Origin of the sequence: Salisediminibacterium beveridgei (genome assembly GCF_001721685.1) — a bacterium.
Classification (GTDB): domain Bacteria; phylum Bacillota; class Bacilli; order Bacillales; family Salisediminibacteriaceae; genus Salisediminibacterium; species Salisediminibacterium beveridgei.
Genome location: NZ_CP012502.1, coordinates 3,484,510 through 3,510,911, shown reverse-complemented (window position 1 = coordinate 3,510,911; position 26,402 = coordinate 3,484,510). Strand labels below are relative to the sequence as shown.

Annotated in this window: 14 protein-coding genes, 11 tRNA genes, 5 rRNA genes and 1 pseudogene; all 31 read left to right on the top strand. The window is 51.3% G+C overall.

Features of this window, described 5'->3' with window-relative positions; all coding sequences use genetic code 11:
• The first annotated feature begins 3 nt into the window (after positions 1-3).
• Positions 4-456, top strand: coding sequence for a threonine/serine exporter family protein (locus BBEV_RS16655; RefSeq protein WP_069366475.1), 453 nt, complete (start codon positions 4-6; stop codon positions 454-456).
• Entirely contained in the window at positions 440-1,840 is a 1,401-nt protein-coding gene (gene tilS / locus BBEV_RS16650; protein WP_069366474.1) for a tRNA lysidine(34) synthetase TilS, read from the top strand. Before BBEV_RS16655 ends, tilS begins: the two co-directional genes overlap by 17 nt.
• Before the next feature lie 39 nt (positions 1,841-1,879).
• On the top strand, positions 1,880-2,422 hold the full coding sequence (hpt, locus tag BBEV_RS16645) for a hypoxanthine phosphoribosyltransferase (RefSeq protein ID WP_069366473.1): 543 nt from the start codon (positions 1,880-1,882) through the stop codon (positions 2,420-2,422).
• Positions 2,423-2,483: 61 nt separating this feature from the next.
• The gene (gene ftsH, locus BBEV_RS16640; RefSeq protein ID WP_069366472.1) at positions 2,484-4,529 is read left to right on the top strand and encodes an ATP-dependent zinc metalloprotease FtsH; all 2,046 of its coding nucleotides are present in this window, start codon (positions 2,484-2,486) and stop codon (positions 4,527-4,529) included.
• Positions 4,530-4,604: 75 nt separating this feature from the next.
• Positions 4,605-5,372, top strand: a complete 768-nt coding sequence (locus BBEV_RS16635; RefSeq protein ID WP_069366471.1) for a type III pantothenate kinase — start codon at positions 4,605-4,607, stop codon at positions 5,370-5,372.
• A gap of 34 nt (positions 5,373-5,406) precedes the next feature.
• Positions 5,407-6,309: an Hsp33 family molecular chaperone HslO gene (gene hslO / locus BBEV_RS16630; protein WP_069366470.1), complete on the top strand. Its 903-nt coding sequence runs from the start codon at positions 5,407-5,409 to the stop codon at positions 6,307-6,309.
• Between the two features lie 81 nt (positions 6,310-6,390).
• Positions 6,391-7,319 (top strand): annotated as a pseudogene (gene cysK, locus BBEV_RS16625) (cysteine synthase A).
• A gap of 156 nt (positions 7,320-7,475) precedes the next feature.
• Complete coding sequence (locus tag BBEV_RS16620; RefSeq protein ID WP_069366469.1) at positions 7,476-8,927, top strand: anthranilate synthase component I family protein; 1,452 nt, start codon at positions 7,476-7,478, stop codon at positions 8,925-8,927.
• Positions 8,924-9,520 (top strand): aminodeoxychorismate/anthranilate synthase component II, encoded by a 597-nt coding sequence (gene pabA, locus BBEV_RS16615; protein ID WP_069366468.1) that lies wholly within the window; start codon positions 8,924-8,926, stop codon positions 9,518-9,520. The genes BBEV_RS16620 and pabA overlap by 4 nt, the downstream gene beginning before the upstream one ends.
• The gene (gene pabC / locus BBEV_RS16610; protein WP_069366467.1) at positions 9,505-10,362 is read left to right on the top strand and encodes an aminodeoxychorismate lyase; all 858 of its coding nucleotides are present in this window, start codon (positions 9,505-9,507) and stop codon (positions 10,360-10,362) included. The genes pabA and pabC overlap by 16 nt, the downstream gene beginning before the upstream one ends.
• A 55-nt stretch (positions 10,363-10,417) precedes the next feature.
• A complete protein-coding gene (gene folP, locus BBEV_RS16605; protein ID WP_069366806.1) occupies positions 10,418-11,257 on the top strand; it encodes a dihydropteroate synthase in 840 nt (279 codons plus the stop codon).
• Positions 11,258-11,287: 30 nt separating this feature from the next.
• Positions 11,288-11,662: a dihydroneopterin aldolase gene (folB, locus tag BBEV_RS16600; RefSeq protein ID WP_069366466.1), complete on the top strand. Its 375-nt coding sequence runs from the start codon at positions 11,288-11,290 to the stop codon at positions 11,660-11,662.
• Entirely contained in the window at positions 11,652-12,164 is a 513-nt protein-coding gene (gene folK / locus BBEV_RS16595; protein WP_069366465.1) for a 2-amino-4-hydroxy-6-hydroxymethyldihydropteridine diphosphokinase, read from the top strand. The genes folB and folK overlap by 11 nt, the downstream gene beginning before the upstream one ends.
• A 51-nt stretch (positions 12,165-12,215) precedes the next feature.
• Entirely contained in the window at positions 12,216-13,211 is a 996-nt protein-coding gene (dusB, locus tag BBEV_RS16590) for a tRNA dihydrouridine synthase DusB (protein ID WP_069366464.1), read from the top strand.
• A 205-nt stretch (positions 13,212-13,416) separates the two neighbouring features.
• On the top strand, positions 13,417-14,928 hold the full coding sequence (lysS, locus tag BBEV_RS16585) for a lysine--tRNA ligase (RefSeq protein WP_198155099.1): 1,512 nt from the start codon (positions 13,417-13,419) through the stop codon (positions 14,926-14,928).
• A 468-nt stretch (positions 14,929-15,396) separates the two neighbouring features.
• A 16S ribosomal RNA gene (locus BBEV_RS16580) occupies positions 15,397-16,963 on the top strand.
• Positions 16,964-17,088: 125 nt separating this feature from the next.
• A tRNA-Ile gene (locus BBEV_RS16575) sits at positions 17,089-17,165 on the top strand.
• A 27-nt stretch (positions 17,166-17,192) separates the two neighbouring features.
• Positions 17,193-17,268: transfer RNA gene (locus tag BBEV_RS16570), tRNA-Ala, on the top strand.
• 188 nt (positions 17,269-17,456) lie between these two features.
• Positions 17,457-20,390, top strand: a 23S ribosomal RNA gene (locus tag BBEV_RS16565).
• 99 nt (positions 20,391-20,489) lie between these two features.
• A 5S ribosomal RNA gene (rrf, locus tag BBEV_RS16560) occupies positions 20,490-20,606 on the top strand.
• An 8-nt stretch (positions 20,607-20,614) separates the two neighbouring features.
• A tRNA-Val gene (locus BBEV_RS16555) sits at positions 20,615-20,690 on the top strand.
• 7 nt (positions 20,691-20,697) lie between these two features.
• Positions 20,698-20,773 (top strand) — tRNA-Thr (locus BBEV_RS16550).
• Positions 20,774-20,779: 6 nt separating this feature from the next.
• Positions 20,780-20,855 (top strand) — tRNA-Lys (locus BBEV_RS16545).
• Positions 20,856-20,872: 17 nt separating this feature from the next.
• Positions 20,873-20,959 (top strand) — tRNA-Leu (locus tag BBEV_RS16540).
• 18 nt (positions 20,960-20,977) lie between these two features.
• Positions 20,978-21,052: transfer RNA gene (locus BBEV_RS16535), tRNA-Gly, on the top strand.
• A gap of 24 nt (positions 21,053-21,076) precedes the next feature.
• A tRNA-Leu gene (locus BBEV_RS16530) sits at positions 21,077-21,165 on the top strand.
• A gap of 13 nt (positions 21,166-21,178) precedes the next feature.
• Positions 21,179-21,255: transfer RNA gene (locus tag BBEV_RS16525), tRNA-Arg, on the top strand.
• 5 nt (positions 21,256-21,260) lie between these two features.
• Positions 21,261-21,337 (top strand) — tRNA-Pro (locus tag BBEV_RS16520).
• Positions 21,338-21,373: 36 nt separating this feature from the next.
• Positions 21,374-21,449: transfer RNA gene (locus BBEV_RS16515), tRNA-Ala, on the top strand.
• A 173-nt stretch (positions 21,450-21,622) separates the two neighbouring features.
• Positions 21,623-23,189: ribosomal RNA gene (locus BBEV_RS16510) — 16S ribosomal RNA — on the top strand.
• A gap of 258 nt (positions 23,190-23,447) precedes the next feature.
• Positions 23,448-26,381, top strand: a 23S ribosomal RNA gene (locus BBEV_RS16505).
• Together the 16S, 23S and 5S rRNA genes with 11 tRNA genes alongside form the textbook arrangement of a ribosomal RNA operon.
• The last annotated feature ends 21 nt before the right edge of the window (positions 26,382-26,402 follow it).

Below are 26,402 nucleotides of genomic sequence, written 5' to 3'. Positions count from 1 at the left end.
TTTATGGTGACATTCATTTTGCAATTATTCCTCACGTTTGCAGCTACGGTTGCTTTTGGTGTTCTGTTTAATGTACCAAAGCGGGCGCTCCTTGTAGGTGGCGGTATCGGGGTGGTCACGTGGGCCGTGTTGAGCATTTCCATGATGCTTGGTGCCTCGCAGGTGGTCGCCACCGGCCTTGCTTCCATCTCTGCGGCATTGAACTCACACTTTTTTGCCAGACGCTTGAAACTCCCTGTGACAACGCTGTCGATCCCAGGCATTCTGCCCCTCGTGCCAGGCGGACGGGCCTACTTTACCATGCTGGCTTTCGTGGAAGGGGATTACCTGCAAGGGCTCGAATCCGGTGTTGAGACGATGCTGATTGCGGGTGCGATTGCCGGAGGACTCGTTGTTGGACTGTCGATCTTCACCTTTGGAAAAGGTGGTGGGCACCGTTATGAATCCATCCATTGATCGAATGATCCGTCGCTACAGGATGCTGTCAAAAGGGGATCATGTCCTCGTTGCGGTTTCCGGTGGCGTCGACAGCATGGTGCTGCTCGACTACCTGAGTGGACAAATGAAACGTTTCGGCATTCGGGTGCATGTCGTGCATGCCCACCATCATTTACGCGGAGCAGATGCCGACGCCGATGCATCGCTTGTCAGGGATTTTTGTCACACGCATGACATACCGTTTGAGCAGGTTGATCTCGATGTGACAGGTGAACGGAAGCTTCGTAAAGGTTCGGTCCAGGAAATTGCCAGAGACCTCCGTTACGAAGCTTTTCGTCATGTCATGGCGGAGATCGGTGCCAATCGCCTCGCTTTAGCTCATCACGGTGATGACCAGGTGGAAACCGTGCTGATAGAACTGTTGCGCACGACTGGGCGGGCACCGGCAGGCATGCGGCCACTCCGGCCTTTCCCGCCGGGTACGCTCATCCGTCCGCTGCTGGGGCTGGAAAAAAAGGAGCTCTACGCCTATGCCGATCTGCATCAGGTTCCGTACCGGGAAGACCACACCAATGAACAGGAAACCTATACAAGAAACCGCATCCGCCATAAACTGCTGCCCGTCATGAAAGAAGAGGAGCCAGCCATTCACAAACAGGTGCAATCCTTCACCGAAGACCGTCAGCTTGAAGAGGATTTCATGGAAAAAGAGACCGAAGCACGACTGAAGGAACCCGAGGTTCACCTCGTACAGACCGAAGGGAAAGTCACTTTTTCGAGGAGTGGATTCAACGCTTTGCCTTCTGCTTTACAAAAGCGGGCTGTTCATCTACTATTAACTTATCTTTTCAGGAACAAGGCCTCCAAAGGCCATTGGAACAGTCGAAACCTGATGCAGGCTGTGTCGCTGATCCGGGGGAATAAGCCGAATGCAAAAGCTTATTTCGAAGGGGATGTGATACTGGTTTGTACATATGACCAAGTGAATCTCGAAGTGGAAGAGACTTCCATGGACGTATTGAATACACAGGTGATACCAGACGAAGGCAATTTGCTGCTGCCTGGAGGTAACCTCATCATCGAGACCGCTGGAGAACTGAGTGAACCAGCTCTGTCATTATCCGAAACGGCCATCCCGGCTGAACGGTTACCTTTGACTGTGAGAAGCCGAAAGCCGGGCGACCGGATCCTGCTTCAGAACCGCAAGGGTCGTCAGAAGATAAAAGATCTTATGATCAATCGTAAAATTCCCTTGCATATGCGTGAACTTTGGCCCATTATAGTCGACAGACATGATACAATATTATGGGTTCCTGAATTAGCAGTTTCAGGTGAATTAACCGGACAGGATCCATGCCGTGAACGAATAGTGCTGCGCTTCGTTCCTTTTGACAAGGCATGAATGAACAATAACAATATACTAGGAGGGTCCACAACGACTATGAAGGACGATATTTTGGAAGTATTGGTATCAGAAGAAGAAATTCAGGAGAAAGTAGCTGAACTCGGTAAGGAAATCACAGAGATGTATGAGGGGAAATTCCCTCTGGTCGTCGGGATTCTGAAAGGCTGTCTGCCCTTCATGGGTGATTTGATACAGAAGATCGATACCCATATTGAATTTGATATGATGGACGTTTCCAGTTACGGCGAAGCCTTCGTCTCTTCCGGCGAAGTGAAAATTGTCAAGGACCTGAACACCAGTGTGGCAGGCCGGGACATTTTGATTGTCGAGGACATCATTGACAGTGGGACGACGCTTCATTATCTCGTGAACCTCTTTCACCACCGTGGTGCAAAATCTGTGAAGATTGTTACTTTGCTCGATAAACCGGAAGGCCGCACCGCCGATGTAACGGCAGATCTTGCCGGATTTATCGTACCGGACAAATTCGTTGTGGGCTACGGCCTCGACTTTATAGAGAAATATCGTAACCTCCCGTTTGTTGGCGTCTTAAAACCTGAAGTCTATCAGGGCGAATAAATTGAAGGAAACAAAAGGAATATGATAAGATTACTTGAATGTAAGTTAGAGGAGGCCCAAAATGAACCGTATTTTTCGTAATACGTTATTTTACCTGCTCATCTTCCTCGTGATCGTCGGGATTGTCAGTGTTTTTTCACAAGAACCGGGAGACACCTCAGAAATCACGTTTACGGAATTTAAGCAGGAATACCAGGAAGGAAATGTGGAATCATTAGAGATTCAGCCGAATCTGGATGTCTATTCTGCCCGCGGGCAGTTCACTGACGCGGAAGAAGATGAATTCTTCACCGTCAATATACCGGATTTACAAGTGTTCCTTGAGGATATTGTCGCGGCTAGCGGCAGCGAGAGCCTCAATGAGCTGACGATTGAACCGGCTGAGGAACCGAGTGGATGGATTACATTCTTCACGGTCCTTATTCCATTTATTATTATCTTCATTTTATTCTTCTTTCTGATCAGCCAGTCACAAGGTGGCGGCAACAAGATGATGAACTTCGGCAAGAGCAAAGCGAAGCTCGTCAGCGAAGAGAAGAAAAAGGCGCGCTTTAAAGACGTGGCTGGTGCGGATGAAGAGAAGCAGGAACTCGTCGAAGTCGTGGATTTCCTGAAAGAGCCGCGTAAATTTGCCGAAATCGGTGCCCGCATTCCGAAAGGTGTCCTCCTTGTAGGACCTCCGGGTACAGGTAAGACACTGATTGCCCGTGCGGTTGCCGGGGAAGCGGGCGTACCGTTCTTCTCCATCAGTGGTTCGGACTTTGTTGAGATGTTCGTCGGTGTCGGCGCATCCCGTGTTCGTGACCTGTTTGAGAATGCGAAAAAGAATTCACCGTGTATCATTTTCATCGATGAGATCGATGCCGTCGGACGTCGTCGCGGGGCAGGTGTCGGTGGTGGTCACGATGAACGTGAACAGACACTGAACCAGCTGCTCGTTGAGATGGACGGTTTTGGTGTGAACGAAGGCATCATTTTGATTGCAGCAACAAACCGTGCGGATATCCTTGACCCTGCTCTTCTCCGTCCGGGACGATTTGACCGTCAGATCATGGTGGGCCGTCCCGATGTCAAAGGCCGGGAAGCTGTTCTCGAAGTGCACGCCAAGGATAAGCCGCTTTCCGATGATGTACAACTGAAGACGATCGCGCAGCGGACACCAGGTTTTTCAGGTGCAGATCTGGAGAACTTATTGAACGAAGCAGCCCTGGTGGCAGCAAGAACCGACAAGAAGAAGATTGATATGGAATCGGTTGAAGAAGCCATCGACCGGACGATTGCAGGGCCTTCGAAGAAGACCCGTGTGATTTCCGAAAAAGAAAAGAAAATTGTCGCTCACCACGAAGCAGGCCATACCGTTGTTGGTGTGAAACTGGTCAATGCGGATATGGTGCATAAAGTAACCATCGTACCTCGAGGCCAGGCCGGCGGGTATGCAATGATGTTACCGAGAGAAGACCGCTACTTCATGACCAAACCGGAGCTGATCGATAAAATCATCGGACTTCTCGGCGGACGCGTGGCGGAAGAAGTGATGTTTAACGAAGTGAGCACAGGTGCTCACAATGACTTCCAGCGTGCGACAGGCATTGCCCGTAAAATGGTCATGGAATACGGCATGAGTGAGAAACTCGGACCAATTCAGTTCGGGAGTTCGCAAGGCGAAGTGTTCTTAGGCCGTGACATCAACAACGAACAAAACTACAGTGAAGCGATTGCCTATGAAATCGATATGGAAGTTCAGCGCATCATCAAGGAAGCGTATGCGAGCTGTAAAGAGATCCTTGTTGAGCATAAAGATAAGCTCGAACTTGTAGCAGAAATGCTCATGGAAATTGAAACACTGGATGCTGAACAGATCTATTCCCTTGTGGAAGACGGCAAAATGCCTGAAAATCACCACATGATGAAAAAGCTGAACGGGGAAAAAGAGAACAGCGAGAGTGATGAAGAAAACCAGGAAGAAAAGAATGCTGAAGAGGAACCAACCGACGGCGAACAGGCCGATGCACCTGCCGGGGAAGAACCGAAAGCAGATCCAGATGCTGACACGGAAAAAGAAACGTCCGATGACACTTCTGATCAAGAGGATGACGACCGCAAGTAAAGTGAATGAAGGAGGGTGTCTCACCGGCACCCTCCTTCTCGTATTTGAAATCATTGAAAACAAGGAGTGGATGGGATGCTGCTCGCGATGGATATCGGAAATACAACGATTTCAACAGGGCTTTATCGGGACCAGAAACGGGTTTTCGAATGGGTGATTCAGACGGATTATGATAAGACGGTTGATGAATACGGCGTTTTGCTCGGACAATTGTTCATGATGAACGGGCAACTGATCGATGAGGTCACGGATGTGATGGTGTCATCGGTCGTTCCGCCTCTCGATGATCCGATCCGCCGAATGTTCATACGCTATTTTAAGGTTGATCCGGTGTTCGTTGGACCTGGTGTTAAAACCGGATTGAACATACTCGCGGACAATCCGCGTGAAGTGGGCAGTGACCGGATCAGCAATGCAGTGGGTGCGTTGGCGGTTTATGAAGCACCGTTTATTATCGTTGACTTCGGTACAGCGACGACGTTTTGCTATGTCAACGAATCGAGGCAATATGCCGGAGGGGTTATTGCGCCAGGCATGGGCATTGCCATGGAAGCCTTGTATGACAAAGCATCGAAACTCCCTAAAATTGATCTTGCAGGAACGGAAACCGTGATCGGGCGTAATACAACGGAGGCCATGCGCAGCGGCTATCTCTATGGCTATGTTGGGCAGGTGGAAGGGATTGTGGGCCGGATCAATCATGAAATCGGAACGTCAGCGACGGTGATAGCCACAGGAGAGCATGCCGAGCTTTTGGCTGATTACTCCCGTGTGATTGATCACGTGCATCCTCATCTGACACTTGACGGGCTCCACGTATTACACAGTAAGCAGCAACAGTAAGAACCTTGAACATCAGGAAAGGGGTACAAGAAACATGTCACAAGATCATCTAATCAAAGCGCTGGCCTACGACGATCAGGTCAGGATCTATGCGATAGAAACAACAGACATGGTGGACGAGGCGGCCAGAAGGCACCAGACGTGGCGAACCGTCACCGCAGCGATCGGAAGGGCACTGACTGCCGGGACAATGATGGGGGCGATGCTGAAAGGTGATGAAAAGCTGACCATCAAAATCGAAGGAAATGGTCCTGCATCACCGTTGATTGTTGACGCCAATGCCAATGGTGAGGCGCGGGGCTATGTGAGCCGCGTGGATGTGGACCCGGAGCGCCATCCTGACGGGAAATTGAATGTGGGTGCGGTCGTTGGTCACGAAGGGTATTTGTCTGTCGTGAAAGACCTCGGCATGAAGGATTATTTTACCGGCAGTGTCCCGCTTGTTTCCGGAGAGCTGGGTGACGACTTTACCTACTACTTCGCATCATCCGAACAGACCCCCTCTTCTGTCGCTCTGGGTGTCCTCGTCGGGGAGAAAGAGAAGGTCATGGCCGCGGGTGGCTTTATCCTGCAGCTGATGCCGGAAGCCACCGACGAAACGATTGATCAAGTTGAAGCAGCCCTTCAGGAACTCCCTTCCGTGACGGAAATGCTCTCAAAAGGCATGACACCGGAAGACATCGTCAGCCGGCTGTCAGCCGGCGACTACCGGATTCTTGATAAGAAAAAAGTCGCTTTTCACTGCCAATGCTCACGAGAGCGGATTGAAACCGCACTTTACAGCATCCAGGAAGATGAGCTTGTCAGCATGATTGAAGAAGATAAGGGCGCTGAAACAAGTTGTCATTTTTGCAATGAAGTCTATCAGTTCAGTAAAGCGGATCTTCAGGAGATTCTTGATGGTCGTCGGCAAGGGAATGGACAGGCAGACGCATAGAATTGACGGGCTGACAGCAAAGTGGTATTCTTTAAATAGACTAAACCCACCGATTAACTAGGCTTTAGGAGGCGATGAATGATGGCAAGAGTTGTGGAATCCATTACAGACCTGATTGGCGACACGCCGCTTGTGAAATTGCAGCGGATGACAGGAGCAGAAGATGCAGACGTATATCTGAAACTGGAATACATGAATCCGGGCAGCAGCGTCAAAGACCGGATTGCAATGTCGATGGTGGAAGAAGCGGAAAAATCCGGCGAACTGAAACCTGGAGCTACGCTGGTGGAACCAACCAGCGGAAACACAGGGATCGGTCTGGCGATGGTTGCTGCGGCAAAAGGCTATCGTTCTGTACTGGTGATGCCCGACACGATGAGTCTCGAGCGCCGTAATCTCCTGAAAGCCTACGGTGCGGAACTCGTATTGACACCAGGCCCCGACGGCATGGGTGGTGCGATTTCTAAGGCAAAAGAGTTGCAGGAGAAACACGGCTACTTTATGCCCCAGCAGTTTGAGAACGACGCGAACGTGAAAGTGCACCGGGAGACAACGGCCAAGGAACTTCTTGCTCAGGTGGACGGGCAGCTCGATGCCTTGATTTCCGGGATCGGGACCGGTGGAACGATTACCGGAGCCGGTGAAGTATTGAAAGAATCGTTCCCACAGCTCCGGATCGTGGCTTTGGAGCCGGAAGATTCGCCGATTCTCTCAGGTGGAAAAAAAGTCCGCATAAAATTCAGGGCATTGGCGCGGGTTTTGTTCCAGGTATTCTGAATACGGAGATTTATGATGACATTATGACGGTATCCACCGAGGCCTCTTTTGAATACGCAAGAAAGGCTGCTCGTCTCGAAGGAATTCTCGGCGGGATCAGCTCCGGTGCTGCCATTTATGCAGCACTCAAAGTGGCAAAAGAACTGGGTAAAGGCAAGAAAGTGGTCGCGATCATCCCAAGTAATGGGGAACGTTACTTGAGTACACCACTTTATCAGTTCGACGACGATTAAACGGATCGAAAAAGTGCGGTTTCAGCAAACAGGCTGAGCCGCACTTTCATACTTCAATCTGATACCTGAATGGAATTGATCGCTTTACTCTCTAAGCGAAGGGCCGTATAATAATACGCAGATTAGCGATATTCGGACAATCGGGGGAACAGACTAATGACACGAGTGGCAACAGGAGAAGTGATCCCTTTAGCGGTGCTTCCGGAGGACTGGTTTTACACATATATGAAACTCACGTCTGATCAATCGGATTACGTGCTTCTTGAAAGTGGCAGAGGCGGACGGTATTCGGTCATTGGTCTCGAGCCGTTTGCGAAACTGACCGGGAAGAATGGTCTTCTGAGGATTGAGCAGGAAGGTCAGGTCAACCATCTGAAAGGGCCGTTGCTGCATTCCTTGAGGCAATGGGCATCGGCATGGGCCATCGAAGCGGATCCGGATCTTCCGGATATGCAGGGAGGACTCTTTGGCCAGCTGAGTTATGACCTGATCCGGGAGATCGAGTCGTTGCCGGTCGCTGCAACGGATGATCTCGATACGCCGGACGTGAGCCTGCTGGCCTTTGATGAGCTGTATGTCATTGATCATCAGGAGGAACTTCTCTGGGGGATCGCGGTAACGGAAGACCGTGCGGATCACAGTGTGGCAAAAGCCCTGTTGGACCGCTGGCATTATGCTGCAGCCGCGTGGGATGAAGAAACGTTTTCTGCATCCCGTAATACAATAGACTCAGATCAGGACAGGGTTCGTTCTCTGGATGAAAAGACATTCAACGAAGGGGTTCGCCGCGTTCAGGACTATATCCGAAGCGGCGACGTCTTTCAGGTGAATTTGTCCGTCAGGGAAACGATGCGGCTGAACACGCCGCCAAGGCATATGTATCAGAAACTCAGGGAGATTAATCCGTCGCCCTATATGGGTTATTTTCAAAAAGACGGGATCGTTTACGTCAGTGCCTCTCCGGAGCTTCTGGTGAAAGTGCGCGGGGAAGATGTCAGCACCCGCCCGATCGCCGGTACACGCTCAAGAGGTGATTCACCGCAAGAGGATGACCGCCTGGCAAGAACGCTGCTTGATAATGAAAAGGAGCGGGCGGAGCATATCATGCTGGTTGATCTTGAACGTAATGACCTTGGGCGTATTGCAGCGTTTGGTACTGTGATGGTGGATGAGCTGATGGTGATCGAAAAATATTCCCATGTGCAGCACATCGTTTCCAACGTCAGGGGCAAGCGTGCCCCCGGAAGAGATGCCTTCGACGTAATTGCTGCGACGTTCCCGGGTGGCACGATCACCGGGGCACCGAAAATCCGAACGATGGAAATCATCGAAGAAATTGAACCGGTTCGCCGGGGCGCCTACACCGGCGCCATGGGCTGGATTGGTTTTCAAGATGATATGGAGCTCAACATCACGATCCGGACGATGATCGTTAAGGATGACGAAGTACATGTTCAGGCAGGGGCAGGGATCGTCATCGATTCCGATCCTGCTGCAGAGTACAAAGAATCGTTGAAGAAGGCAAAAGCACTGTGGCATGCAAAGACGATGAGTGAAGAAGAGCTGGTGGAAGAGTTGAGTAAGAGCAGAGGAGGAGAAAACAAATGATTTTAATGATTGATAATTACGATTCATTTACGTATAACCTTGTGCAGTATCTGGGTGAGATGGGCCAGGAGCTCATCGTTCGCCGCAATGATCAGATCACCCTGGAGGAAATCGAGACGATGGACCCGGATTATCTGATGATTTCACCCGGTCCTTGTTCGCCGGATGAAGCAGGCATCAGCATGGATGTGATCCGTTATTTTGCAGGCAAGATCCCGGTATTCGGCGTGTGTCTTGGGCATCAGTCCCTCGCTCAGGTATTCGGTGGAGACGTTGTCCGGGCGGACCGGTTGATGCACGGAAAAACGTCACCGGTTCACCATGACGGAAAATCGATCTTCTCCGGCATTGAGAACCCTTTTACAGCCACCCGCTATCATTCCTTGATCGTCAAGCGGGAGACGTTGCCGGACTGTCTGGAAATTTCAGCAGAGACAGCAGAGGGTGAAATTATGGCCCTTCGTCATAAGGAATTGGCCGTTGAAGGTGTGCAGTTTCATCCGGAATCAATTATGACCGACACAGGCAAGCAGCTGTTACGGAACTTCCTTGATCTTCATCGCCAGGGGGAAGAGGCATGTACATCTACGTAAATCACGAGGTAGTGGATGAGCAGGAGGCGAGGATTTCGCCAATGGATCATGGCTTTCTCTATGGCATGGGTCTTTTCGAGACGTTTCGAACCTATAACGGTCATCCGTTTTTGTTGGATGATCATTTTACCAGGCTGGCTGAAGGAGCCGACGAACTGGGCATCGCACTTCCGGACTATGACCGGGAAGCGGTAGTCGCGGTGATCCGTTCGCTCCTTGAAGCCAACGGCATGGAAGACGCTTATTTCAGATGGAATATTTCAGCAGGAAAAGCGGGTGTCGGTCTCATGGTGGCCCCCTATACAGCGCCGGAAACCATGGTTTTTGTGAAACAGCTCCAAGAACCGCCGAAAGAAAAGGAAGCACGGCTTCTTCAAACGGTGCGAAACACACCGGAAGGAGCCGTTCGTCGTAAATCCCACCATTATTTGAACAATATTCTCGGGAAACGGGAGCTTGCGAACCAGCCTGATGTGGAAGGGGTTTTTCTGACTCAGGAAGGTTTTTTGTCAGAAGGGGTTGTATCGAACCTGTTCTGGGTAAAGGAGGATACACTGTTCACGCCGTCTCTTGTGACGGGTTGTCTGCCGGGCATCACCCGGGCATGGGTCATCAAGGCAGCCGAAGCGGAAGGTTTCAGGGTGATCGAAGGCGAATTCACGCCAGATCATCTGCTCGAGGCAGAGACCGTGTTCGTGTGTAATGCGATTCAGGAGCTGGTCAGGGTGTCCGCCTGGGAAGGCAAGTCGATCGCGTCTGACAATCAGCATCTCTTTGATTCGCTGAAAGAACGCTACCATCAGAATAAATGGCATGCCTTTGCGATTTCGGCGTGCTGCTGAATTTCACACTGACTGACAGGTCAGAAAGCGCAGGTGACTGAAGATGATTGAACGGATGAATTGGGATCAATTTGAACTGAATTTCAATGAGAAGACACAGGTGATGGGCATCTTAAATGTGACGCCGGACTCGTTTTCCGATGGCGGGATCTTTACGAGCGAAGATCTCTGGCAGGAGCGGGCCCAGGAAATGGTTCGCCAGGGAGCAGATATAATCGATATCGGCGGGGAATCCACCCGGCCGGGTTCGACCCCCGTCAGTGAAGAAGAGGAGCTTTCGCGGGTTCTCCCTGCGATTCGTGCCATCCGGAAGGTGGTGGATATCCCGATATCCATCGATACCTACAAATCGGCCGTTGCTGAACGGGCACTGGCTGAAGGGGCGTCCATAATCAATGATGTCTGGGGTGCAAAGTTTGATCCGAAAGTGGCTTCGGTAGCGGCACGTCATGATGTGCCATTGATTTTGATGCATAATCGTGACAATAGTGACTATCAGAACCTGATTGAAGATATGCTGGAAGACTTGCGGACAAGTATCCGGATTGCCTTGGATGCAGGTGTGAAAGCGGAGCGGATCATCATCGATCCGGGCATCGGGTTTGCGAAAACGTACGAAGACAATCTTGAGGTGATGCGCAAACTGGATGCCTTTGCTGCACTGGGTTACCCCCTGCTCTTGGGGACGTCACGGAAATCATTGATTGCTAAAGCACTCGATTTGCCGGTTCATGAACGGGTGGAAGGCACGGGAGCCACCGTTTGCCTTGGGATCGAGAAGGGCTGTCATATCGTCCGCGTGCATGACGTGCTGGAAATGAGCCGGATGGCACGCATGATGGACGTCATGTTGGGAAAGCAGAACCCTTTTCCCTCCGCTAAAAGCGGGGCATGAACGGATTTAACCAGAAAGGATGAGGGTCAGATGGATAAAATTTTTGTGGAAGGCATGAGATTTTACGGCTATCACGGTGCCTATCGGGCCGAGAATGAACTCGGCCAACGGTTTAATGCAGACGTGGTTCTCGAAATGGATACCCGAAACGCCGCGTCCACCGATGAATTGGAGGATACCGTCAATTATGCGCTGGTCTATTCATTGGCTCAGGAGATCATCGAAGGAGATGCGGTTCAACTGGTGGAAACCCTCGCGAACCGCCTGGCGGACCGGCTGCTGGAGGTATTCCCGCCTGTTCAGGGCGTTACCGTGAAAGTGACAAAACCGGATCCGCCGATTCATGGACACTATAACGCGGTGGCTGTGGAAGTCAGCAGGGAGCGTAGACGCAATGAGCACTGAGCACGGAAACTTGGCTTTTATTGCCTTTGGGTCCAATCAGGGGAAACGGGAGGATCACATGGCCTGTGCCCTGACTGCACTCGAAGACCATCCGGATGTAACGGTCTTGGGGACATCTGCAGTTTATGAGACCGTTCCGGTGGGGGTGGAGGACCAGCCTTCCTTTTTAAATATGGTCGTCGCATGCCGCTCCGAGGTAACCCCGGAGCAGCTGTTAACGATCACGCAGGCAATTGAATCTTCCGGTGGTCGGGAACGGTTGGAGCGGTGGGGTCCGAGAACAATCGACCTTGACATTTTACGTTACGGGCACCATACAATGAAGACCGAAAGACTGCAAATCCCGCATCCGCGAATGATGGAGCGGGCCTTTGTTCTGATACCGCTTCTGGACGTGGCTGCTCTCGATCCTGATCTTGATATCGAGGAGATTCAATTGGCCATTGAAGCATGTGATGACTGTGGCGGTGTGATAAAGTATGCGAATGAGCTGCCGAGGTGATCAGTATTTGACACCACAGGTGATGAGTCGAACCATAAAGGGGTGTATCAAATGCTGAAGATAGGTAACATAAACATGAAAAATCCTGTCGTACTTGCTCCGATGGCAGGCGTCTGCAATCCGGCATTCCGGCTGATTGCCAAAGAATTCGGAACGGGTCTGGTCTGTGCGGAAATGGTCAGTGACAAGGCGATTTTACATAAGAATGAACGTTCACTGAGTATGCTCTACGTGGATGATCGTGAAAAACCACTGAGCCTGCAGATATTTGGCGGGAATAAAGAGACGCTCGTAGAAGCAGCGAAGGTCGTCGATCAGCAAACAAATGCAGATATGATCGATATCAATATGGGGTGTCCGGTTCCGAAAATCACCTCCTGTGATGCCGGTGCCCGTTGGCTTTTGAATCCGGATAAGATCTATGAAATGGTTTCTGCTGTCGTGAAGGAAGTGGATAAACCGGTAACGGTCAAGATGCGAAAAGGCTGGGATGAGGATTCGGTTTTTGCTGTCGACAACGCCAGGGCGGTGGAAGCTGCCGGTGGTCAGGCGATTGCCCTGCACGGAAGAACGAGGGTGCAGATGTATGAGGGAGAGGCTGACTGGAGCATCATCAAGTCCGTCAAAGAAGCGGTAACGATTCCGATTATCGGAAACGGCGATGTAAAAACGCCGGAAGACGCGAAGCGCATGATGACAGAAACGGGTGTGGATGGTGTGATGATCGGCCGTGCAGCCCTCGGGAATCCTTGGATGCTCTACCGGACGATTCATTATTTAGAGACGGGTGAGAACATCGCTGAGCCGACGCCTCAAGAGAAGATGGACGTTGCTGTGCTTCATATGGACCGGCTTGTCGATCTCAAAGGAGAGCATGTCGCAGTGCGTGAAATGCGTAAGCATGCAGCCTGGTATATGAAAGGCCTGCGGGGAGCGGCGCCATTTCGTGATCGCATTAATCAGATAGAAGAGCGTAATGAGATGGCGGCAGTCATGCATGAAATGGGTGAGTTCATGGAAGAGAAGCGCCCGGTTGCCAGCGAATGACCTGTGAAACAGCCGGGACAGTTGACAAGTAGGTGAAACTCTCCTATAATACGTTGGGATTATGGAAGCTGTCAGTACCCTCTGGCAGTTTTTTCACACTTCATAGAAACGTATAACTGCAACTAAGGCTTTCGCCATTAAAGCTTGGCGATAAGCCAAGTTTTCTTTATTCAGAGAACCGCAACGGATGGAAACCAAAAAGGAGATGGTAATCGTGACTCAGGAATTTGATGCGACGGATCAGATACAAGTGCGACGGGAAAAATTACAGAATTTGATCGATCTTGGGATGGATCCTTTCGGGTCCAAGTTTGAACGGACGCATCTGGCTCAAGCGCTCCACGGCGAATACGAAGCAGTGGAAAAAGCAGAACTCGAAGAATTGAATGTCCCTGTGACACTTGCCGGTCGGGTGATGACCAAACGGGGGAAAGGGAAGGCAGGCTTTGCCCACGTGCAGGATCTGACTGGTCAGATCCAGATCTATGTTCGTAAAGACGGAGTCGGAGACGATGCGTACGAATTGTTTTCCAAAACCGACATCGGCGATATTGTTGGTGTTTCCGGTGTGCTTTTCAAAACAAAAGTCGGTGAATTGTCCATTAAAGTTGCCTCTTTTGAGATGTTGACGAAATCTTTGCGTCCGTTACCGGATAAATATCACGGCTTAAAAGATGTGGAACAGCGCTACCGTCAGCGTTATCTTGACCTGATTATGAATCCGGAAGTACGGGATACGTTTGTGCTGAGAAGTAAGATCCTCCAGTCCATGCGCCGGTATCTTGATGATCACGGGTACCTGGAAGTGGAAACCCCGATGATGCACAGCATTCCTGGTGGAGCAACTGCGCGCCCGTTTGAGACGCATCATAATGCATTGGATATGACTTTGTACATGAGGATTGCCATTGAGCTGCATTTAAAACGACTCATCGTCGGCGGGTTGGAGAAAGTTTATGAAATCGGACGGGTATTCCGAAATGAAGGAGTGTCGACAAGGCACAATCCGGAATTCACCATGATTGAATTGTATGAGGCCTACGCAGATTATGAAGATGTGATGGCCCTGACTGAAAATCTGGTGGCACATATTGCAAAAGATGTCCTGGGCACAACAAAAATCTCGTATGGTGAGGTCGACATTGATCTGGAGCCGAAATGGCGACGTGTTCATATAGTGGATGCCATTAAAGAAGAGACCGGTGTTGATTTCCGTCAGAATTTGACTGATGAAGAGGCACGGAATCTGGCTGAGAAACACGGCGTTCCATATAAAGGTACGATGAAATTTGGTCATATTGTGAATGAGTTTTTTGAGTATTTCGTAGAGGAAAAACTCATTGAGCCGACATTTGTATATGGACATCCGTTGGATATCTCTCCGCTCGCGAAGAAAAACGATGAGGATCCAAGATTTACAGATCGCTTCGAACTGTTCATCGTTGGCCGGGAACATGCCAATGCCTTTACAGAATTGAATGATCCCATTGATCAGCGCGCCCGTTTTGAAGCGCAGATTCTGGAGCGCGAGCAAGGCGACGATGAAGCGCACATGATGGATGAAGATTTTGTGGAATCTCTGGAGTACGGTCTCCCGCCTACGGGTGGATTAGGAATAGGCATCGACAGATTGGTGATGCTCTTGACCAACTCGCCATCAATTCGTGATGTCCTGCTCTTTCCGCAAATGAGAAACGTTCAGCACTCCGGAGAATGATGATCCTGTTCAGCCGAGACTCCGGGAAACCCGGAGTCTTTTGCTATGTTAATTTTTTTTATCAAAATTGATAAAAGCTATTGCATTCGATTAATCAGACATGGTATATTACCTCTTGTCGCTCATTATTGAAGCGCGAAAGAGAATCACTTCAAACCAGGTTGTTTTACAAGCTCTGAACTGCTTGTATCGACTGATGGTTGAGACGGTATAAATTAAACCGAAATACTTTTTAAAAAAGTGTTGACGAAAATTCAGCCGGGTGATATTCTTATAAAGTCGCCAATTCAGCGACAGACAATTTTGACCTTTGAAAACTAAACAAAAAACCAAGCAAAAGAAGTGGGATATATGAATAAGATATCCCGTCAATGAAAATCCAATGTGTCATCAACATTGGTATGATGCTAGCGCATCAAACTTCAGATGAACGCGGAAGAAAATGCCTGAGGCATTGGACGCCACACTTTATCGGAGAGTTTGATCCTGGCTCAGGACGAACGCTGGCGGCATGCCTAATACATGCAAGTCGAGCGCAGGAAGCTAACAGAAGCCTTCGGGTGGACGTCAGTGGAATGAGCGGCGGACGGGTGAGTAACACGTGGGCAACCTGCCCTGCAGACCGGGACAACCTCGTGAAAACGAGGCTAATACCGGATGACCGTAAGTATCGCATGGTACCTACGTAAAAGAGGGGATTCGTCCTCTCACTGCAGGATGGGCCCGCGGCGCATTAGCTGGTTGGTGAGGTAAGGGCTCACCAAGGCGACGATGCGTAGCCGACCTGAGAGGGTGATCGGCCACACTGGGACTGAGACACGGCCCAGACTCCTACGGGAGGCAGCAGTAGGGAATCATCCGCAATGGGCGAAAGCCTGACGGTGCAATGCCGCGTGAACGATGAAGGTTCTCGGATCGTAAAGTTCTGTTATGAGGGAAGAACAAGTGCCGTTTGAATAAGGCGGCACCTTGACGGTACCTCACGAGAAAGCCCCGGCTAACTACGTGCCAGCAGCCGCGGTAATACGTAGGGGGCAAGCGTTGTCCGGAATTATTGGGCGTAAAGCGCGCGCAGGCGGTCTCTTAAGTCTGATGTGAAAGCCCACGGCTCAACCGTGGAGGGTCATTGGAAACTGGGGGACTTGAGTGTAAGAGAGGAAAGTGGAATTCCACGTGTAGCGGTGAAATGCGTAGATATGTGGAGGAACACCAGTGGCGAAGGCGACTTTCTGGCTTACAACTGACGCTGAGGCGCGAAAGCGTGGGGAGCAAACAGGATTAGATACCCTGGTAGTCCACGCCGTAAACGATGAGTGCTAGGTGTTAGGGGTTTCGATACCCTTAGTGCCGAAGTTAACACATTAAGCACTCCGCCTGGGGAGTACGGCCGCAAGGCTGAAACTCAAAGGAATTGACGGGGGCCCGCACAAGCAGTGGAGCATGTGGTTTAATTCGAAGCAACGCGAAGAACCTTACCAGGTCTTGACATCCTCTGAACATCCAGGAGACTGGGTTTTCCCCTTCGGGGGACAGAGTGACAGGTGGTGCATGGTTGTCGTCAGCTCGTGTCGTGAGATGTTGGGTTAAGTCCCGCAACGAGCGCAACCCCTGATCTTAGTTGCCAGCATTCAGTTGGGCACTCTAAGGTGACTGCCGGTGATAAACCGGAGGAAGGTGGGGATGACGTCAAATCATCATGCCCCTTATGACCTGGGCTACACACGTGCTACAATGGATGGTACAATGGGTCGCGAAGCCGCGAGGTGGAGCCAATCCCATAAAGCCATTCTCAGTTCGGATTGCAGGCTGCAACTCGCCTGCATGAAGCCGGAATTGCTAGTAATCGCGGATCAGCATGCCGCGGTGAATACGTTCCCGGGCCTTGTACACACCGCCCGTCACACCACGAGAGTTTGTAACACCCGAAGTCGGTGAGGTAACCTTAGGGAGCCAGCCGCCGAAGGTGGGACAGATGATTGGGGTGAAGTCGTAACAAGGTATCCGTACCGGAAGGTGCGGATGGATCACCTCCTTTCTAAGGAGACTTGCTGGAAACCTCCGGTTTTCAGATAAGCTCAACCTTTTTACTTTTGCCTCTGGTTTTTGTTTAGTTTTGAAGGGTTGAAACATATACTTCTTCAACATGAAAATTCTCATGATGGGCCTATAGCTCAGCTGGTTAGAGCGCACGCCTGATAAGCGTGAGGTCGGTGGTTCGAGTCCACTTAGGCCCACCATTATTGAGTGTTTTTTCTTTTGTTTAAGGGGCCTTAGCTCAGCTGGGAGAGCGCCTGCCTTGCACGCAGGAGGTCAGCGGTTCGATCCCGCTAGGCTCCACCAATTACAATTTATGCATCCATTGCATAAAGTGACCTTTGAAAACTGAATAACGAAATGACGAAACATCATGAATCACCGGTGAATCATCTATTATGAATCCTATTCAAAATGGAGAGGAACCGAGTGTCTTGAATTCAAACGTTAAGGTTAAAACGACGCCAAAGAAAGCCTGTGGGAACACAGGAAATGGTTAAGCAAGAAAGGGCGCACGGTGGATACCTTGGCACTAGGAGCCGATGAAGGACGGGACGAACACCGATATGCTTCGGGGAGCTGTAAGTAAGCGTTGATCCGGAGATTTCCGAATGGGGGAACCCACCATCCGTAATGGGATGGGAGCCATACCTGAATCCATAGGGTAATGGCAGGCAGACCCGGGGAACTGAAACATCTTAGTACCCGGAGGAAGAGAAAGCAAAAGCGATTTCCTGAGTAGCGGCGAGCGAAACGGAAACAGCCCAAACCGAAAGGCTTGCCTTTCGGGGTTGTAGGACACTCCATTGGAGTTACAAAGAGAGAGCGTAGGTGAAGCGACCTGGAAAGGTCCGCGGGACAAGGTAAAAGCCCTGTAGCCGAAACGTTCCCTCCTCCGGAGTGGATCCTGAGTACGGCGGGTCACGTGAAACCCCGTCGGAATCCGGGAGGACCATCTCCCAAGGCTAAATACTTCCTAGTGACCGATAGTGAACCAGTACCGTGAGGGAAAGGTGAAAAGCACCCCGGAAGGGGAGTGAAACAGATCTTGAAACCGTGTGCCTACAAGTAGTTGGAGCCCGTTAATGGGTGACAGCGTGCCTTTTGTAGAATGAACCGGCGAGTTGTGATCACGTGCAAGGTTAAGCTGAAGAGGCGGAGCCGCAGCGAAAGCGAGTCTGAACAGGGCGAATAAGTACGTGGTTGCAGACCCGAAACCAGGTGATCTACCCATGTCCAGGGTGAAGTTCAGGTAACACTGAATGGAGGCCCGAACCCACGCACGTTGAAAAGTGCGGGGATGAGGTGTGGGTAGGGGTGAAATGCCAATCGAACCTGGAGATAGCTGGTTCTCCCCGAAATAGCTTTAGGGCTAGCCTCGAGGGAAGAGTATTGGAGGTAGAGCACTGATTGGACTAGGGGTCCCTACAGGATTACCGAATTCAGTCAAACTCCGAATGCCAAATACTTATCCTCGGGAGTCAGACTGCGAGTGCTAAGATCCGTAGTCAAGAGGGAAACAGCCCAGACCATCAGCTAAGGTCCCCAAGTATACGTTAAGTGGAAAAGGATGTGGAGTTGCTTAGACAACCAGGATGTTGGCTTAGAAGCAGCCATCATTGAAAGAGTGCGTAATAGCTCACTGGTCGAGTGACTCTGCGCCGAAAATGTACCGGGGCTAAACGTATCACCGAAGCTATGGCTGAACACCTTCGGGTGTTCGGGGTAGGGGAGCGTTCTAAGGGCGTAGAAGCATGACCGCAAGGACATGTGGAGCGCTTAGAAGTGAGAATGCCGGTATGAGTAGCGAAAAGAGGGGTGAGAATCCCCTCCGTCGAAAGCCTAAGGTTTCCTGAGGAAGGCTCGTCCGCTCAGGGTTAGTCGGGTCCTAAGCCGAGGCTGAAAAGCGTAGGCGATGGCAAACAGGTTGATATTCCTGTACCACCACGTTTCCATTTGAGCAATGGGGGGACGCAGGAAGATAGGGTAAGCGCACCGCTGGACGTGTGCGTCGAAGCAGTGAGGCTGGTTATGAGGCAAATCCCGTAACCGTAAGGTTGAGCTGTGATCGCGAGTGAATTAAGTAGCGAAGTTCCTGATTCTACACTGCCAAGAAAAGCCTCTAGCGAGGAAACAGGTGCCCGTACCGCAAACCGACACAGGTAGGCGGGATGAGAATTCTAAGACGCGCGGGAGAACTCTCGTTAAGGAACTCGGCAAAATGACTCCGTAACTTCGGGAGAAGGAGTGCTCCCCAGGGTGAACAGCCTGGGGGAGCCGCAGTGAATAGGCCCAAACGACTGTTTATCAAAAACACAGGTCTCTGCGAAGCCGCAAGGCGAAGTATAGGGGCTGACACCTGCCCGGTGCTGGAAGGTTAAGAGGAGGGGTTATCCTTTTGGAGAAGCTCTGAATTGAAGCCCCAGTAAACGGCGGCCGTAACTATAACGGTCCTAAGGTAGCGAAATTCCTTGTCGGGTAAGTTCCGACCCGCACGAAAGGTGCAACGATTTGGGCACTGTCTCAACGAGAGACCCGGTGAAATTATATTACCTGTGAAGATGCAGGTTACCCGCGACAGGACGGAAAGACCCCATGGAGCTTTACTGCAGCTTGATATTGGATTTTGGTACAGCTTGTACAGGATAGGTAGGAGCCTTGGAAACCGGAGCGCCAGCTTCGGTGGAGGCAATGGTGGGATACTACCCTTGCTGTACTGAAATTCTAACCTCGAACCGTGATCCGGTTCAGGGACAGTGTCTGGTAGGCAGTTTGACTGGGGCGGTCGCCTCCTAAAGAGTAACGGAGGCGCCCAAAGGTTCCCTCAGAATGGTTGGAAATCATTCGCAGAGTGCAAAGGCATAAGGGAGCTTGACTGCGAGACATACAGGTCGAGCAGGGACGAAAGTCGGGCTTAGTGATCCGGCGGCACCGTATGGAAGGGCCGTCGCTCAACGGATAAAAGCTACCCTGGGGATAACAGGCTAATCTCTCCCAAGAGTCCACATCGACGGGGAGGTTTGGCACCTCGATGTCGGCTCGTCGCATCCTGGGGCTGAAGTAGGTCCCAAGGGTTGGGCTGTTCGCCCATTAAAGCGGCACGCGAGCTGGGTTCAGAACGTCGTGAGACAGTTCGGTCCCTATCCGTCGCGGGCGCAGGAAATTTGAGAGGAGCTGTCCTTAGTACGAGAGGACCGGGATGGACACACCGCTGGTGTACCAGTTGTTCCGCCAGGAGCATCGCTGGGTAGCTACGTGTGGACGGGATAAGTGCTGAAAGCATCTAAGCATGAAGCCCCCCTCAAGATGAGATTTCCCATCACTTCGGTGAGTAAGATCCCTCAGAGACGATGAGGTAGATAGGTCACGTGTGGAAGCATAGCGATATGCGGAGCTGAGTGATACTAATCGATCGAGGGCTTAACCAACGTTAAGCGAAGTAAGTTAATGTACGAAGGAAAGACACGGATTCATGATCCCCGTCATAGGCGTTATTCAGTTTTGAGTGGTCACACTCAGTTTCATAGTCTGGTGGCGACAGCGAAGAGGTCACACCCGTTCCCATGCCGAACACGGAAGTTAAGCTCTTCAGCGCCGATGATAGTTGGGGGCTGTCCCCCTGTGAAAGTAGGACGCCGCCAGGCATTATATTGGAGGATTAGCTCAGTTGGGAGAGCATCTGCCTTACAAGCAGGGGGTCGGCGGTTCGAGCCCGTCATCCTCCACCATTATTTTGCTGGCCTAGCTCAATTGGTAGAGCAACTGACTTGTAATCAGTAGGTTGGGGGTTCAAGTCCTCTGGCCAGCACCATGTTAAGAGCCATTAGCTCAGTTGGTAGAGCATCTGACTTTTAATCAGAGGGTCGAAGGTTCGAATCCTTCATGGCTCACCATTTTTTAATGTTATATTGCGGGTGTGGCGGAATTGGCAGACGCGCTAGAATCAGGCTCTAGTGTCTTAACGGACGTGGAGGTTCGAGTCCTCTCACCCGCACCAATGTTTATTTATTTATGAGCGGGAATAGCTCAGTGGTAGAGCACCACCTTGCCAAGGTGGGGGTCGCGGGTTCGAATCCCGTTTCCCGCTCCATTACATACTATTTGTCTTTTGTGCGCCGGGGTGGTGGAATTGGTAGACACACAGGACTTAAAATCCTGCGGTCCTCAAAGACCGTGCCGGTTCGAGTCCGGCCCTCGGTACCAAATGTATTTACATGCGCCCTTAGCTCAGCTGGATAGAGTGTTTGACTACGAATCAAAAGGTCGGGGGTTCGAATCCCTCAGGGCGCGCCATATTTCGGGAAGTAGCTCAGCTTGGTAGAGCACTTGGTTTGGGACCAAGGGGTCGCAGGTTCGAATCCTGTCTTCCCGACCATTTTTACAATGATATTCAGTATGTTTTTATGATCCCGGGGCCTTAGCTCAGCTGGGAGAGCGCCTGCCTTGCACGCAGGAGGTCAGCGGTTCGATCCCGCTAGGCTCCACCAACAAGATTTTTGACCTTTGAAAACTAAACAAAAAACCAAGCAAAAGAAGTGGGATATATGAATAAGATATCCCGTCAATGAAATCCAATGTGTCATCAACATTGGTATGATGCTAGCGCATCAAACTTCAGATGAACGCGGAAGAAAATGCCTGAGGCATTGGACGCCACACTTTATCGGAGAGTTTGATCCTGGCTCAGGACGAACGCTGGCGGCATGCCTAATACATGCAAGTCGAGCGCAGGAAGCTAACAGAAGCCTTCGGGTGGACGTCAGTGGAATGAGCGGCGGACGGGTGAGTAACACGTGGGCAACCTGCCCTGCAGACCGGGACAACCTCGTGAAAACGAGGCTAATACCGGATGACCGTAAGTATCGCATGGTACCTACGTAAAAGAGGGGATTCGTCCTCTCACTGCAGGATGGGCCCGCGGCGCATTAGCTGGTTGGTGAGGTAAGGGCTCACCAAGGCGACGATGCGTAGCCGACCTGAGAGGGTGATCGGCCACACTGGGACTGAGACACGGCCCAGACTCCTACGGGAGGCAGCAGTAGGGAATCATCCGCAATGGGCGAAAGCCTGACGGTGCAATGCCGCGTGAACGATGAAGGTTCTCGGATCGTAAAGTTCTGTTATGAGGGAAGAACAAGTGCCGTTTGAATAAGGCGGCACCTTGACGGTACCTCACGAGAAAGCCCCGGCTAACTACGTGCCAGCAGCCGCGGTAATACGTAGGGGGCAAGCGTTGTCCGGAATTATTGGGCGTAAAGCGCGCGCAGGCGGTCTCTTAAGTCTGATGTGAAAGCCCACGGCTCAACCGTGGAGGGTCATTGGAAACTGGGGGACTTGAGTGTAAGAGAGGAAAGTGGAATTCCACGTGTAGCGGTGAAATGCGTAGATATGTGGAGGAACACCAGTGGCGAAGGCGACTTTCTGGCTTACAACTGACGCTGAGGCGCGAAAGCGTGGGGAGCAAACAGGATTAGATACCCTGGTAGTCCACGCCGTAAACGATGAGTGCTAGGTGTTAGGGGTTTCGATACCCTTAGTGCCGAAGTTAACACATTAAGCACTCCGCCTGGGGAGTACGGCCGCAAGGCTGAAACTCAAAGGAATTGACGGGGGCCCGCACAAGCAGTGGAGCATGTGGTTTAATTCGAAGCAACGCGAAGAACCTTACCAGGTCTTGACATCCTCTGAACATCCAGGAGACTGGGTTTTCCCCTTCGGGGGACAGAGTGACAGGTGGTGCATGGTTGTCGTCAGCTCGTGTCGTGAGATGTTGGGTTAAGTCCCGCAACGAGCGCAACCCCTGATCTTAGTTGCCAGCATTCAGTTGGGCACTCTAAGGTGACTGCCGGTGATAAACCGGAGGAAGGTGGGGATGACGTCAAATCATCATGCCCCTTATGACCTGGGCTACACACGTGCTACAATGGATGGTACAATGGGTCGCGAAGCCGCGAGGTGGAGCCAATCCCATAAAGCCATTCTCAGTTCGGATTGCAGGCTGCAACTCGCCTGCATGAAGCCGGAATTGCTAGTAATCGCGGATCAGCATGCCGCGGTGAATACGTTCCCGGGCCTTGTACACACCGCCCGTCACACCACGAGAGTTTGTAACACCCGAAGTCGGTGAGGTAACCTTAGGGAGCCAGCCGCCGAAGGTGGGACAGATGATTGGGGTGAAGTCGTAACAAGGTATCCGTACCGGAAGGTGCGGATGGATCACCTCCTTTCTAAGGAGACTTGCTGGAAACCTCCGGTTTTCAGATAAGCTCAACCTTTTTACTTTTGCCTCTGGTTTTTGTTTAGTTTTGAAGGGTTAATCCTCTTCAGTGACCTTTGAAAACTGAATAACGAAATGACGAAACATCATGAATCACCGGTGAATCATCTATTATGAATCCTATTCAAATAGAGAGGAACCGAGTGTCTTGAATTCAAACGTTAAGGTTAAAACGACGCCAAAGAAAGCCTGTGGGAACACAGGAAATGGTTAAGCAAGAAAGGGCGCACGGTGGATACCTTGGCACTAGGAGCCGATGAAGGACGGGACGAACACCGATATGCTTCGGGGAGCTGTAAGTAAGCGTTGATCCGGAGATTTCCGAATGGGGGAACCCACCATCCGTAATGGGATGGGAGCCATACCTGAATCCATAGGGTAATGGCAGGCAGACCCGGGGAACTGAAACATCTTAGTACCCGGAGGAAGAGAAAGCAAAAGCGATTTCCTGAGTAGCGGCGAGCGAAACGGAAACAGCCCAAACCGAAAGGCTTGCCTTTCGGGGTTGTAGGACACTCCATTGGAGTTACAAAGAGAGAGCGTAGGTGAAGCGACCTGGAAAGGTCCGCGGGACAAGGTAAAAGCCCTGTAGCCGAAACGTTCCCTCCTCCGGAGTGGATCCTGAGTACGGCGGGTCACGTGAAACCCCGTCGGAATCCGGGAGGACCATCTCCCAAGGCTAAATACTTCCTAGTGACCGATAGTGAACCAGTACCGTGAGGGAAAGGTGAAAAGCACCCCGGAAGGGGAGTGAAACAGATCTTGAAACCGTGTGCCTACAAGTAGTTGGAGCCCGTTAATGGGTGACAGCGTGCCTTTTGTAGAATGAACCGGCGAGTTGTGATTACGTGCAAGGTTAAGCTGAAGAGGCGGAGCCGCAGCGAAAGCGAGTCTGAACAGGGCGAATAAGTACGTGGTTGCAGACCCGAAACCAGGTGATCTACCCATGTCCAGGGTGAAGTTCAGGTAACACTGAATGGAGGCCCGAACCCACGCACGTTGAAAAGTGCGGGGATGAGGTGTGGGTAGGGGTGAAATGCCAATCGAACCTGGAGATAGCTGGTTCTCCCCGAAATAGCTTTAGGGCTAGCCTCGAGGGAAGAGTATTGGAGGTAGAGCACTGATTGGACTAGGGGTCCCTACAGGATTACCGAATTCAGTCAAACTCCGAATGCCAAATACTTATCCTCGGGAGTCAGACTGCGAGTGCTAAGATCCGTAGTCAAGAGGGAAACAGCCCAGACCATCAGCTAAGGTCCCCAAGTATACGTTAAGTGGAAAAGGATGTGGAGTTGCTTAGACAACCAGGATGTTGGCTTAGAAGCAGCCATCATTGAAAGAGTGCGTAATAGCTCACTGGTCGAGTGACTCTGCGCCGAAAATGTACCGGGGCTAAACGTATCACCGAAGCTATGGCTGAACACCTTCGGGTGTTCGGGGTAGGGGAGCGTTCTAAGGGCGTAGAAGCATGACCGCAAGGACATGTGGAGCGCTTAGAAGTGAGAATGCCGGTATGAGTAGCGAAAAGAGGGGTGAGAATCCCCTCCGTCGAAAGCCTAAGGTTTCCTGAGGAAGGCTCGTCCGCTCAGGGTTAGTCGGGTCCTAAGCCGAGGCTGAAAAGCGTAGGCGATGGCAAACAGGTTGATATTCCTGTACCACCACGTTTCCATTTGAGCAATGGGGGGACGCAGGAAGATAGGGTAAGCGCACCGCTGGACGTGTGCGTCGAAGCAGTGAGGCTGGTTATGAGGCAAATCCCGTAACCGTAAGGTTGAGCTGTGATCGCGAGTGAATTAAGTAGCGAAGTTCCTGATTCTACACTGCCAAGAAAAGCCTCTAGCGAGGAAACAGGTGCCCGTACCGCAAACCGACACAGGTAGGCGGGATGAGAATTCTAAGACGCGCGGGAGAACTCTCGTTAAGGAACTCGGCAAAATGACTCCGTAACTTCGGGAGAAGGAGTGCTCCCCAGGGTGAACAGCCTGGGGGAGCCGCAGTGAATAGGCCCAAACGACTGTTTATCAAAAACACAGGTCTCTGCGAAGCCGCAAGGCGAAGTATAGGGGCTGACACCTGCCCGGTGCTGGAAGGTTAAGAGGAGGGGTTATCCTTTTGGAGAAGCTCTGAATTGAAGCCCCAGTAAACGGCGGCCGTAACTATAACGGTCCTAAGGTAGCGAAATTCCTTGTCGGGTAAGTTCCGACCCGCACGAAAGGTGCAACGATTTGGGCACTGTCTCAACGAGAGACCCGGTGAAATTATATTACCTGTGAAGATGCAGGTTACCCGCGACAGGACGGAAAGACCCCATGGAGCTTTACTGCAGCTTGATATTGGATTTTGGTACAGCTTGTACAGGATAGGTAGGAGCCTTGGAAACCGGAGCGCCAGCTTCGGTGGAGGCAATGGTGGGATACTACCCTTGCTGTACTGAAATTCTAACCTCGAACCGTGATCCGGTTCAGGGACAGTGTCTGGTAGGCAGTTTGACTGGGGCGGTCGCCTCCTAAAGAGTAACGGAGGCGCCCAAAGGTTCCCTCAGAATGGTTGGAAATCATTCGCAGAGTGCAAAGGCATAAGGGAGCTTGACTGCGAGACATACAGGTCGAGCAGGGACGAAAGTCGGGCTTAGTGATCCGGCGGCACCGTATGGAAGGGCCGTCGCTCAACGGATAAAAGCTACCCTGGGGATAACAGGCTAATCTCTCCCAAGAGTCCACATCGACGGGGAGGTTTGGCACCTCGATGTCGGCTCGTCGCATCCTGGGGCTGAAGTAGGTCCCAAGGGTTGGGCTGTTCGCCCATTAAAGCGGCACGCGAGCTGGGTTCAGAACGTCGTGAGACAGTTCGGTCCCTATCCGTCGCGGGCGCAGGAAATTTGAGAGGAGCTGTCCTTAGTACGAGAGGACCGGGATGGACACACCGCTGGTGTACCAGTTGTTCCGCCAGGAGCATCGCTGGGTAGCTACGTGTGGACGGGATAAGTGCTGAAAGCATCTAAGCATGAAGCCCCCCTCAAGATGAGATTTCCCATCACTTCGGTGAGTAAGATCCCTCAGAGACGATGAGGTAGATAGGTCACGTGTGGAAGCATAGCGATATGCGGAGCTGAGTGATACTAATCGATCGAGGGCTTAACCAACGTTAAGCGAAGTAAGTTAAT

Coding starts and splice junctions, on each gene's coding strand:
- BBEV_RS16655 (WP_069366475.1), top strand. CDS start 4: ATGGTGACATTCATTTTGCAATTATTCCTCACGTTTGCAGCTACGGTT.
- tilS (WP_069366474.1), top strand. CDS start 440: ATGAATCCATCCATTGATCGAATGATCCGTCGCTACAGGATGCTGTCA.
- hpt (WP_069366473.1), top strand. CDS start 1,880: ATGAAGGACGATATTTTGGAAGTATTGGTATCAGAAGAAGAAATTCAG.
- ftsH (WP_069366472.1), top strand. CDS start 2,484: ATGAACCGTATTTTTCGTAATACGTTATTTTACCTGCTCATCTTCCTC.
- BBEV_RS16635 (WP_069366471.1), top strand. CDS start 4,605: ATGCTGCTCGCGATGGATATCGGAAATACAACGATTTCAACAGGGCTT.
- hslO (WP_069366470.1), top strand. CDS start 5,407: ATGTCACAAGATCATCTAATCAAAGCGCTGGCCTACGACGATCAGGTC.
- BBEV_RS16620 (WP_069366469.1), top strand. CDS start 7,476: ATGACACGAGTGGCAACAGGAGAAGTGATCCCTTTAGCGGTGCTTCCG.
- pabA (WP_069366468.1), top strand. CDS start 8,924: ATGATTTTAATGATTGATAATTACGATTCATTTACGTATAACCTTGTG.
- pabC (WP_069366467.1), top strand. CDS start 9,505: ATGTACATCTACGTAAATCACGAGGTAGTGGATGAGCAGGAGGCGAGG.
- folP (WP_069366806.1), top strand. CDS start 10,418: ATGAATTGGGATCAATTTGAACTGAATTTCAATGAGAAGACACAGGTG.
- folB (WP_069366466.1), top strand. CDS start 11,288: ATGGATAAAATTTTTGTGGAAGGCATGAGATTTTACGGCTATCACGGT.
- folK (WP_069366465.1), top strand. CDS start 11,652: ATGAGCACTGAGCACGGAAACTTGGCTTTTATTGCCTTTGGGTCCAAT.
- dusB (WP_069366464.1), top strand. CDS start 12,216: ATGCTGAAGATAGGTAACATAAACATGAAAAATCCTGTCGTACTTGCT.
- lysS (WP_198155099.1), top strand. CDS start 13,417: ATGGTAATCGTGACTCAGGAATTTGATGCGACGGATCAGATACAAGTG.